The 12558-nt window shown below is 72.9% G+C and carries 1 protein-coding gene; it reads right to left on the bottom strand.

Going from position 1 to position 12558, the window contains the following annotated elements; genetic code table 11:
- Positions 1-25 precede the first annotated feature (25 nt).
- Entirely contained in the window at positions 26-12490 is a 12465-nt protein-coding gene (locus tag ACFC8N_RS45340; RefSeq protein WP_376295509.1) for a type I polyketide synthase, read from the bottom strand.
- Positions 12491-12558 lie beyond the last annotated feature (68 nt).

The raw sequence follows: 12558 nt of genomic DNA, 5'->3' as shown, positions 1-12558 counted from the left end.
TCGGGAAGTCGTGTCGGGGGTCCGCTCAGGAGATCCCGAGTTCCTTGTCGATCAGGTCGAACATGTCCTGGTCGGATGCGTCGACCAGTTCCTCGTCCACGGCCGCGGGGGCGGGCTCGTCGACGGGTGCCGCCCAGGAGTCGAGCAGGCTTCGCAGCGCGTCGGCGAGTTCAGTCCGGCCGACCGGGTCCGAGGTGGCGCGGTAGGCCGCCTCGATCTCCTTGAGCCGGGGATCGAGCTGGTTGAGCCGGGAGCCGCGCTCCGTGAGCCCCGGGGCGAGGGCGTTGTCCGCGTCGTCAGCGTCGTCCGCGGGCCAGAATTCCGTGTCCAGGTGGTCGGCGAGCGCCTTCGGTGTCGGGTAGTCGAACACGAGCGTCGCGGAGAGTTTGACGCCCAGTGCGGCGCCGAGCCGGTTGCGCAGTTCGACGCCGGTCAGGGAGTCGAAGCCCATGTCACGGAAGGCCCGGCCGGGCTTGACTCCGTCACCGGCTCCCGCGCCGAGTACCGCTGCGACGTGCGTCCGGACCAACTCGGTCAGCCGCCGCCTGCGCTTGGCCGAAGGCAGCGCGGCCAGTTCGCCGCGCAGCCTGTCGGAGGCCCCCGCGGTCGCGTCCGCCGCCTGCCCGGCCGCGCCTTCGGCGGCCCGGGCGGCCAGCAGGGCCTGTACGTCCGGGATCTCCTCGATCAGCGGGCGGTGCCCGTGGGCGCAGTACGCGGGGACGAACCGGTCCCAGCGGATGTCCGCCACGACGACGGCGGTCTCCCGCGCCGCCACCGACTCGCGCAGGGCGCGCACGGCGAGCGCCGGCTCCATCGCGGACACCCCGCGCCGCGCCAACTGCTCGCCCACCTCGGCGTCGACCATGCCGCCACCGGCCCAGGCGCCCCAGGCGATCGAGGTGGCGGGCAGGCCGGCGGCACGGCGCCGCTCGGCGAGCGCGTCGAGGTGGGCGTTGGCCGCCGCGTACGGTCCCTGGCCGCCGTTGCCCCACACGCCGGCTCCGGAGGAGAAGAGCACGAAGGCGTCCAACGGGCGTGTGCCCAGCAGGTCGTGCAGATTCTCGGCACCGACGACCTTGGCGTGCATGAGCTCGGCGGCCGCGTCGGCGTCGATCTGCGTGAGCGGTCGCGCCTGGTCCACCGCGCCCGCGGTGTGGACGATCGCCGTCAGCGGGGACTCCACGGGAATGCCGTCCAGAACCGCGCCGAGCGCGTCGCGGTCGGCGACGTCACAGGCGGCGATGGTCACCCGGCAGCCGAGACCGGCCAGTTCGGCTTCCAGCTCCGCCGCGCCCGGTGCCTCGGGACCGCGTCGACTGGTCAGCACCAGATGCTCCGCGCCCGCACGGGCGAGGTCCCTGGCCACATGGGCGCCGAGTGCTCCGGTGCCTCCGGTGATGAGCACGGTGCCGCGCGGCGTCCACACCGGGGCGTCGGCCGAGCCTGCGAGCGGCGAGCGCACCATGCGCCGCACCCGCAGGCCCACGGTTCCGGGCCGGAGCGCGAACTCGCTCTCCCCACCGGGCGCGTCGCCCGCCGCGAGCAGCGCGGGCAGGTGCGTGAGCAACTCGATGCCACCGTCCGCGGGAAGGTCCACCAGCCCGCCGGACCGCTCGGGATCGTCCAGCGCGGCCACCCGGAGCAGACCCCATGCGGCTGCCTGACCGTCGCTCGGCGCCTCCTCGCCGTCGACGGCGACGGCTCCGCGCGTCAACGACCACAGTCCGGCGTGGATCGCGTTGTCGGCGAGGGCTTGGCTCAGCGCCATGGAGCCCAGCACTCCCTTGGTGACACCCGGGCTGCGCTTGTCCGGCTCGGTCTCCAGGGCCAGCAGGGACAGCACCCCGGCCGGCGCGTCCCCGGGACGCACCGCGGCGTCCAGCAGCTCGGCGACGACCACCCGGTCCGCCTGCTCCGGTACGACGACGGGTACGACGCTCGTCCCCGCGTCCTCCAGGACGCGTCGCGTCCGGACCGTGACGTCGTCTTCCGTCCGTCCTTCGGGCACGACGAGCAGCCAGGTATCGCCGGGCGCCCCGCTCGCGGCCGCCTCGTAGGGCCGCCACACGACGCGATACCGCCAGTTGTCGAGTGTGCTCCGTTCGCGGCGTGCGGTGCGCCAGGCGGCGAGGGCCGGAACGACACGCTCCAACCCCTCCGCAACCCCGAGCGTGCCCGCCAGCTCCGCCACATCACCCGCCTCGACACTCCGCCAGAACCACTCCTGAGCCGGATCCGCAACGGCTTCCACCCTGGGCAGATCGAGCCAGTAACGACTGCGCTGGAACGCATACGTCGGCAGCTCCACCCGACGCGGGGACAACCCCTCGAACACCGACGCCCAGTCCACACCGACACCGCGCGTCCACGCCTCACCCAGAGAGAGATAGAACCGCTCCAGACCCCCCTCACCACGACGCAGGGACCCGACGACCACCGCATCCGAACCAGCCGCCTCCACGGTCTCCGCCACCGGCACCGTCAGCACCGGATGCGGACTCATCTCCAGGAACGCACCGTGCCCGGCATCCACCAGACGCCGCACCGCCGGCTCCAGACGCACCGTCCGACGCAGGTTGCGGTACCAGTACCCCGCATCCGTCTGCGCCGACTCGATCCACTCCCCCGTCACCGTCGAGAAGAACGGCACCCCCGGCACCGACGCCAACACCGGCGCCAACACCTCCGCCAACTCCCCCTCGATCGCCTCCACATGAGCCGAATGCGACGCATAATCCACATCGATCCGCCGCACCCGAACACCGGATTCCTCGGCGTAGGCGACCAGCTCGTCCAGCGCGTCCGCGTCACCCGCGACGACCGTCGACGTCGGCCCGTTCACCGCAGCCACCGACACCCGACCCACCCAACGACCCGCCAACTCCCCAGCACCCTCGGCATCCAGCGCAACGGACACCATCCCGCCATGCCCAGCCAGCGCCACGATCGCACGCGACCGCAACGCCACCACCCGCGCACCATCGGTCAACGACAACGCACCCGCCACCACAGCAGCAGCGATCTCACCCTGCGAATGACCCACCACAGCAGCAGGCCGCACCCCGAACGACTCCCACAACGCGGCAAGCGACACCATCACCGCCCACAACACCGGCTGCACCACATCCACCCGGTCAAAACCAGGCGCACCCTCCACCCCACGCACCACATCCACCAACGACCACTCGACGAACTCCCCCAACGCCACCCCACACTCCGCGAACCGAGCCGCGAACACCGGCGAAGAATCAAGCAGTTCCACCGCCATCCCCACCCACTGCGCACCCTGACCCGGGAACACGAACACCGGCGAAGCAGCCCCGCCCACCACCGAACCCGACGACACCGACTCACCCGCCACCATCACCGACCGGCACTCGAACACCGACCGCGACCGCCACAACGACCACGCCACATCCACGGCGTCGGCCGCGGTGGACTCCATGTGGACGGTCAGTTGCTGGACCTGGGCGGCCAGTGCCGCTTCCGTGCGGGCGGAGGTGAGCAGAGGTACGACCGCCGCGTCGCGCGCCGAGTCCCGCTCGGGCAACTCGGAGTCGTCGGCCGCGTGCTGCGGCTCTTCGAGGATGATGTGGGCGTTCGTACCACTGATGCCGAACGACGACACCGCCGCCCGACGCGGCCGGCCGTCACGCTCCTCCCAGGCCCGCGCCTGCGCCAGCAGCTCCACCGCGCCCTCGGACCAGTCGACCAGCGGCGACGGCTGGTCGCCTCGCAGGGACTTCGGCAGGGTGCCGTGCCGCATGGCCTGCACCATCTTGATGATCCCGGCCATGCCCGAAGCGGCCTGCGCATGACCGATGTTGGACTTCACCGACCCCAGCCACAACGGCCGGTCGACCTCCCGCTCCTGCCCATACGTGGCGAGGAGTGCCTGCGCCTCGATCGGGTCGCCCAGCTTCGTACCCGTACCGTGCGCCTCCACCACGTCCACATCAGCCACCGACAGACCCGCATCGGCCAACGCCGCACGAATCACGCGCTGTTGCGAAAGACCGTTGGGGGCCGTCAGACCGTTGGACGCGCCGTCCTGGTTGATCGCCGAACCCCGCACCACCGCCAGCACCTGATGGCCCTGGGCCTCGGCGTCCGACAACCGCTCCAGCAGCAGCACACCCACCCCCTCCGACAGGGCGAATCCGTCCGCGCCCGCGGCGAAGGGCTTGCAGCGGCCGTCGGGGGCGAGGGCGCGCTGGCGGCTGAAGGCGACGAACGCCCCTGGTCCCGACATCACCGTGGCGCCGCCGGCCACCGCCAGGCTGCACTCGCCGGAGCGCAGGGCGCGCACGGCCAAGTGCAGGGCGACCAGGGAGGAGGAGCAGGCCGTGTCGACCGTGACCGCCGGGCCCTCCAGGCCCAGGGCATAGGCGATGCGCCCGGACGCCACGCTGGCTGCCGATCCGGTCGCGAGGTACCCCTCGTTCTCGCCGGACGCGGCCCGCAGTCGGGTGGCGTACTCCTGGTCGGTCAGGCCGATGTACACGCCGGTCGAGCTGCCGCGCAGCGACTTGGGGCCGATGCCCGCGCGCTCCAGGGTCTCCCAGGTGGCTTCCAGGAGCAGCCGCTGCTGCGGGTCCATCGCGGTCGCCTCACGCGGCGAGATCCCGAAGAACCCGGCGTCGAACTCGGCCGCGTCATGCAGGAATCCGCTCTCCCGTACGTAGCTGGTGCCGAGGTGGTCGGGGTCGGGATCGTAGAGGGCTTCGAGGTCCCAGCCGCGGTCGGTGGGCAGCGGGGTGATGGCGTCCACGCCGTCGGCGACCAGGCGCCACAGGTCCTCGGGGGTGCGGACACCACCGGGAAAGCGGCAGCTCATCGACACGATGGCGATGTCGTCGTCCGCATGAGCGCCGGCCGCGCGCACGATGGCCGGGGCAGGTTGCGCGTCGTCGCGCCGGCCGTCGAAGGCGAGCTCGTCGATGTAGTCGGCGAGGGCGGAGATGCTGGGATGGTCGAAGACGACGGTGGTGGGCAGCTTCAGGCCCGTCGCACGGTGCAGACGGTCGCGGAGTGCCACTGCGGTGAGGGAGTCGAAGCCCAGTTCCTTGAAGGCCGCCTCGACACTGACCGCCTCCGCGTCGGTGTGGCCCAGCGTCGCGGCCACGTGGGTGCCGACCAGAGCGCGCAGCGCGGCGGTACGACGGGTGGGTTCGAGGTCGGCCAGTTCGCGGAGCGCGGCGGAGGTCGCGTCGCCCGAGGCGCTGGCGGCTGCCGTGTCCGTCGTCCCGGAGCGGGCGCCGGACAGTTCCGACAGGAGGGCGCTTCCTCGCACGGAGGTGAACACCTCGGAGAACCGGCGCCAGTCGACGTCGGCGACCGCGATGACCGTGTCGTCGTGGTCGAGGGCCTGCTGCAGCCCGGTGATCGCGGTGGCCGGCTCGATGACGGGGAGGCCCCGGCGGCGCAGGCCGTCCTGCACGGACTCGGCGATCATGCCGCCCCCGGCCCAGGGCCCCCAGGCCACGGAGAGCACCGGTACGCCGGCGGCACGGCGTTGTTCGGCGCAGGCGTCCAGGATCGCGTTGGCGGCGCCGTAAGCGGCGTGGTCGGCGACGCCCCAGGTGCCCGAGATCGACGAGAAGTAGACCACGGCGTCGAGTTCGGCCGCGTCCAGCACCTCGTCCAGGCGTGCGGCGCCGAGGACCTTGCCGGACAGGGTGGCGGCGAGGTCGTCGACATCGGTCTCCGTGATCGGGCCGAGGACGCTCACGCCTGCCGCGTGGATCACGGACCGGACCGGAGTTCCGGCTGCGGCAAGGCCGTTGACCAGGTCGGCAAGGGCCTCGCGGTCCGCCGTGTCACAGGCGGCGACGGTGATCCGGGTGCCGCGCTGTGCGAGTTCCTGCCGCAGCTCGGCGAGGTGGGAGTCGTCACCACGGCGACTGGTGAGGACGAGGTGTTCGGCCCCGCGCGTTGCCAGCCAGCGGGCTACGTGGGCGCCGAGCGCCCCGGTCCCTCCGGTGACGAGGACGGTGCCGCGCGGCCGCCAGTCACGCGGCGCCGGCTTGCCGCCGGTGCGAGCGTGGACGAGCCGACGGCCGTATGCGGTGCCGTCCCGCAGCGCCACCTGGTCCTCCGCCGTGCCCGCCGTGACGGCGTCCAGCAGCAGGCTGACGGCACCGGCCGCCCCGGCCGCCGGGAGGTCTACGAGTCCGCCCCAGCGCCTGGGGTGCTCCAGTGCGGCGGTCCGGCCCATGCCCCAGACACCGGCCTGCACGGGCGCCGTCGGGCCGTCGTCCTCGCCGGTGGCCACGGCACCCTGGGTCACGCACCAGAGGGGTGCGTCGATTCCCGTGTCGCCGAGGGCCTGTACGAGCGTGAGGGTTCCGGCGAGGCCGAGCGGTACGGCCGGCTGTCGCGGGTGCGGTCGCGCGTCGAGCGCCAGGAGCGACAGCACACCGGCGAACGCGTCGGCGGGTGTCTCAGTGGGCGTGCCGGCGGATGTGAGGAGAGCGCCGAGAGCCGTACGGTCCAGTCGGCCGGCGTCGACGGCGACGACGACGGAACGAGCGCCACGGGCCGCCAGCTCGTCCTCAAGCCCGGCTCGCAGCACGGTGACCAGTCCATCGCCGTCCATCGGCTCAGGGACGACGATCAGCCAGGTTCCCTCGACAGCTGCGGGGACGGTGGTGGGCAACGGCCGCCATTCCACACGATGCCGCCATCCGTCGACCACGCCCCGTTCGCGGCGTGCGGTGCGCCAGGCGGCGAGGGCCGGAACGACACGCTCCAACCCCTCCGCAACCCCGAGCGTGCCCGCCAGCTCCGCCACATCACCCGCCTCGACACTCCGCCAGAACCACTCCTGAGCCGGATCCGCAACGGCTCCCACCCTGGGCAGATCGAGCCAGTAACGACTGCGCTGGAACGCATACGTCGGCAGCTCCACCCGACGCGGAGACAACCCCTCGAACACCGACGCCCAGTCCACACCGACACCGCGCGTCCACGCCTCACCCAGAGAGAGATAGAACCGCTCCAGACCCCCCTCACCACGACGCAGAGACCCGACGACCACGGCATCCGAACCGGCCGCCTCGACCGTCTCGGCGACCGGCACCGTCAGCACCGGATGCGGACTCATCTCCAGGAACGCGCCATGGCCCTCCTCGATCAGCGCGTCCACGGCGGGCTTGAGCCGAACCGTCTGGCGCAGGTTGCGGTACCAGTACCCCGCATCCGTCTGCGCCGACTCGACCCACTCACCCGTCACCGTCGAGAAGAACGGCACCCCCGGCACCGACGCCACCACCGGCGCCAGCACCTCCGCCAACTCCCTCTCGATCGCCTCCACATGAGCCGAATGCGACGCGTAATCCACATCGATCCGCCGCACCCGAACGCCGGATTCCTCGGCGTAGGCGACCAGCTCGTCCAGCGCGTCCGCGTCACCCGCGACGACCGTGGACGTCGGCCCGTTCAACGCCGCCACCGACACCCGACCCGCCCAGCGGTCCGCCAACTCCGAAGCACCCTCGGCATCCAGCGCGACCGACACCATCCCGCCACGCCCCGCCAGCGCCACAATGGCACGCGACCGCAACGCCACGACGCGGGCACCATCGGTCAACGACAACGCACCCGCCACCACAGCAGCAGCGATCTCACCCTGCGAATGACCCACCACAGCGGCGGGCTTCACCCCGTACGACTCCCACAGGGCGGCGAGAGACACCATCACCGCCCACAACACGGGCTGGACGACGTCCACCCGGTCAAACCCGGGCGCACCCTCCACCCCGCGGACCACATCCACCAACGACCACTCGACGAACTCGTCCAACGCCACCCCACACTCCGCGAACCGAGCCGCGAACACCGGCGAGGAATCAAGAAGCTCGACCGCCATCCCCACCCACTGCGCACCCTGACCCGGGAACACGAACACCGGCGAAGCAGCCCCGCCCACCACCGAACCCGACGACACCGACTCACCCGCCACCATCACCGACCGGCACTCGAACACCGACCGCGACCGCCACAACGACCACGCCACATCCACGGCGGCGAGGGAGGTGGACTCGGCGGCGAACTGCGCGAGCCGGGACTCCTGTTCCGCGAGTGCGGCGGGAGTGCGGGCGGAGACGAGCCAAGGGAGTACGAGCTCGCGGCCGGGCGCGTCCGTGACCGCGTCGGCGGGCTCGGGCTCGGCCGGTTCGGCCGTGGCTTCCAGGATGACGTGGGCGTTCGTACCACTGATGCCGAACGACGACACCGCCGCCCGACGCGGCCGGCCCTCGCTCTCCTCCCAGGCCCGCGCCTGCGCCAGCAGCTCCACCGCGCCCTCGGACCAGTCGACCAGCGGCGACGGCTGGTCGCCTCGCAGGGACTTCGGCAGGGTGCCGTGCCGCATGGCCTGCACCATCTTGATGATCCCGGCCATGCCCGAAGCGGCCTGCGCATGACCGATGTTGGACTTCACCGACCCCAGCCACAACGGCCGGTCGTTGTCATGCCCCTGCCCGTACGTGGCGAGGAGTGCCTGCGCCTCGATCGGGTCGCCCAGCTTCGTACCCGTACCGTGCGCCTCCACCACGTCCACATCAGCCACCGACAGACCCGCATCGGCCAGCGCCGCACGGATCACCCGCTGCTGGGACAGGCCGTTGGGGGCCGTCAGACCGTTGGACGCGCCGTCCTGGTTGATCGCCGAACCCCGCACCACCGCCAGCACCTGATGGCCCTGGGCCTCGGCGTCCGAGAGCCGCTCCAGCAGCAGCACACCGACGCCTTCGCCCCAGCCCGTGCCGTCGGCACCGGCGGCGAAGGGCTTGCAGCGGCCGTCGACGGCCAGGCCGCGCTGCCGGCTGAACTCGACGAACATGCCGGGGCTGGACATCACCGTGGCACCGGCCGCCACCGCCAGGCTGCACTCGCCGGAGCGCAGGGCGCGCACGGCCAGGTGCAGGGCGACCAGGGACGAGGAGCAGGCCGTGTCGACCGTGACCGCCGGGCCCTCCAGGCCCAGGGCATAGGCGATGCGCCCGGACGCCACGCTGGACGTCGTACCGGTCAGGACGTGGCCCTCGACGGCTTCGGCCGCTTCGTACAGGCGGGGGCCGTATTCGGGCGCGGTGGCTCCGACGAAGACGCCGGTGGCGGTGGCGCGCAGGGCGTGGGGGTCCAGTCCCGCCCGTTCGATCGTCTCCCAGGTGGTCTCCAGGAGCAGCCGCTGCTGCGGGTCCATCGCGGTCGCCTCACGCGGCGAGATCCCGAAGAAGCCGGCGTCGAACTCGGCCGCGTCGTGCAGGAATCCGCCCTCACGGACGTATGTGGTGCCGGTGTGGTCGGGGTCGGGGTCGTAGAGGGCGTCGAGGTCCCAACCGCGGTCGGCCGGGAACGCGGTGACGGCGTCCACGCCGTCGGCGACCAGGCGCCACAGGTCCTCGGGGGCGCGGACGCCGCCCGGGAAGCGGCAGCCCATGGACACGATCGCGATCGGCTCGTCGGCGGTGTGCTGGTGCTCGCGCAGGACGAGGTCGGTCGAGGGGGAGGCGTTCAGGCTCCCGGCGAGCCGTGCGGGCGTGGGGTGTTCGTAGACGGCGGTCGCCGGGAGGGCGAGTCCGGCCACGGAGTTGAGCCGGTCGCGCAGTTCGACGGCGGTGACGGAGTCGATGCCGAGTTCTTTGAAGGTCCGTTGCGCGTCGACGAGTGCCTGGTCCGGGTAGCCGAGGACGACGGCGGTGGATTGGAGGACGAGCCGCAGGGCGTCGGCGTCGTCGAGTCCGGTGGCCGGCTCGTCGGAGGTGGTGGCCGGGCCGCTGTCGGCGGGGGCCGTCGTGGTGGCCGGGGTGAGGTCCGGTGTGCCGGTGATCCAGTGACGTCGGCGCTGGAAGGCGTAGGTGGGCAGTTCGGTGCGCCTTGGTGCGAGGCCGGTGAAGACGGGGGTCCAGTCGACGTCGGCGCCGTGGGCCCACAGGGCGCCGAGGGAGGTCTGGAAGCGGGTGGCTCCGCCCTGGCCGCGGCGCAGGGTGCCGGTGACGACGGCCTGCCGGGGGCCGGTCGCGGCCTCGACGGTCTCCTGTACGGGTGTGGTGAGTACGGGGTGCGGGCTGACCTCGACGAAGGCGCCGTGGCCCGCGAGCGCCAGGGCGCGCAGGGCCGGTTCCAGGAGGACGGGGTTGCGGAGGTTGTCGTACCAGTAGTGTGCGTCGGTGGCCGCGCTGTCGATCCATTGTCCGGTGACGGTGGACAGGAAGGGCACGTCGGGGCGGAGCGGGGTGATGGCGGCGAGGAGGTCGAGCATCTCCTGGCGGACGGGTTCCACGTGCGGGGAGTGGGAGGCGTAGTCGATGCCGACGCGGCCGGCGCGGACGTTCTCGCGCTGTGCGGTGGCGAGGATGTCGGTGACGGTCTCGATGTCGGCGGAGACGACGGTGGAGGAGGGCCCGTTGAGGGCGGCGACGGTGACCCGGTCGTCCCACCGCGCGGTGAAGCGGCGGGCGGCGTCCTCGGGAAGGGCGAGCGAGACCATGCCGCTGCGGCCCTCCAGCGGGACGAGGATCTTGCTGCGCAGGGCGACCACCATGGCCGCGTCCTCCAGGCTGAGGGCTCCGGCGACGCAGGCGGCGGCGATCTCGCCCTGGGAGTGTCCGACGACCGCGGCGGGGCTGATGCCGTGCGACTGCCACAGGGCGGCCAGCGACACCATGACGGCCCACAGCACGGGCTGCACGACGTCGGAGCGGTCCAGGGGCGGGGCGTCCGCGTCGCCGCGCAGGACGGCGGCGAGGTCCCAGTCGACGTGCGGGGCCAGTGCGGTACCGCACTCGGTGAGGCGTGCGGCGAACACCGGGGAGGAGGCGAGGAGTTCGGCGGCCATGCCGGCCCACTGGCTGCCCTGGCCGGGGAAGACGAACACGGGCCGGTGGATGTCGCCGTCGAGCGGGCCGTACGGGGCCGCGGTGGTGATGCCGCTGAGCAGACCGGCGGTGTCGGAGCCCACGGCGAAGGACCGGTGGGTGAGGGGTGTGCGGGTCGTCAGCAGGGACCAGGCGGTGTCGACGGGGTCGGCGTCGGTGGCGCGGACGTGCGCGGCGAGGCCGTCGGCCTGGGCGCGCAGGGCGCCGGGGGTGGCGGCGGACAGCAGCCAGGGCACGGTGGCCGGGGCGGTCCGCGGCTGCCGGGGGGCCTGTTCGGTCGCGGGGGCTTCTTCGAGGACGAGGTGGGCGTTGGTGCCGCCCATGCCGAAGGAGGAGACCCCGGCCCGCAGGGGGGTGCCGGGCGCGGCCGGGGTCCAGTCGGTGGTCTCGCGCTGGACGCGCAGGCCGAGGCCGTCGAGGTCGATGGCGGGGTTCGGCTCGTCGTGGTGAAGGCTGGGCACCAGCCGGCGGTGGGACAGGCACAGGACGGTCTTGAGGAGTCCGGCGATGCCGGCGGCGCCTTCGAGGTGGCCGATGTTGGTCTTCACGGAGCCGACGGTCAGCGGGGTCTGCCGGCCTTCCGCGGTGCCGAGCACCGCGCCGAGGGCGGCGGCCTCGACGGGGTCGCCGACGCGGGTTCCGGTGCCGTGGAGTTCGACGTAGCCGATGCCGGCCGGGTCGGTTCCGGCACGCAGGTACGCGGCGCGCAGGACGGCGGCCTGGGCGTCGGCGTCCGGGGTGGTGATGCTGGTGCCGGTGCCGTCGTTGTTGAGGGCGCCGCCGCGGATCACGGCGTGGATGCGGTCGCCGTCGGCGAGGGCGTGTGCGAGCAGCTTCAGTACGACGATGCCGCCGCCCTCGCCGCGGACGTAGCCGTTGGCGCGGGCGTCGAAGGTGTGGCAGGTGCCGTCCGGGGAGAGGGCCCCGAACTGGGCTGCGGCCAGGGAGCTTTGCGGGCTGAGGTTGAGGTGCACTCCGCCGGCGAGGGCGAGGTCGCAGTCCCCGTGCCGCAGGCTGTCGCAGGCGAGCTGGACGGCGACCAGGGAGGACGACTGGGCGCTGTCGACGGTCATGCTGGGGCCGCTGACGCCGAGCGCGTAGGAGAGCCGGTTGGCGACGAGGGAGCGGTTGAGGCCGGTGAGGGTGTGGTGTCCGGTGCCCTGTCCGGCGTCGCGGACGACGTCGGCGTAGTCGCAGACGTCGACGCCGAGATAGACCGCGGTGGCGCGCGGGGCGGCGGTGACGGGGATCGCCGCGTGTTCCAGGGCCTCCCAGCCCAGTTCGAGGGCGAGGCGGGCCTGCGGGTCGGTGGCGTCGGCCTCGCGGGGCGAGATGCCGAAGAACGCGGCGTCGAAGTCGGCGGGTGCGCTGACGTAGCCGCCGCGCAGGGGGGCGGTGCCGCCGTGCGGGGTGGGCCAGCCGTCGGCGGGCACGCCCGCGCGGCGGTCCTCGGGGGTGTCGGTGACGGCGTTGCGGCCCGCGGTCAGCAACTCCCAGTAGGCGGCCGGATCGTCGGCGCCCGGGAGCCGGCACGCGAGGCCGACCACGGCCACGGGCTCTTGGCCCGGGACGGTGTTCGGGACGGCGGTGGGCACCGGCTCGTTCATCGATGGCACTCCAAATACCGGGGGCGGGAGGCTGGGGGTTGCTCACACATTCGCACGCGTCCCGGGGC

The organism is Streptomyces sp. NPDC055966 (assembly GCF_042269865.1).
In the GTDB taxonomy this organism is placed as follows: Bacteria; Actinomycetota; Actinomycetes; order Streptomycetales; family Streptomycetaceae; genus Streptomyces.
The sequence above is the reverse complement of the archived record's forward strand: the minus strand, read 5'-3'. Positions and strand labels throughout refer to the sequence as shown.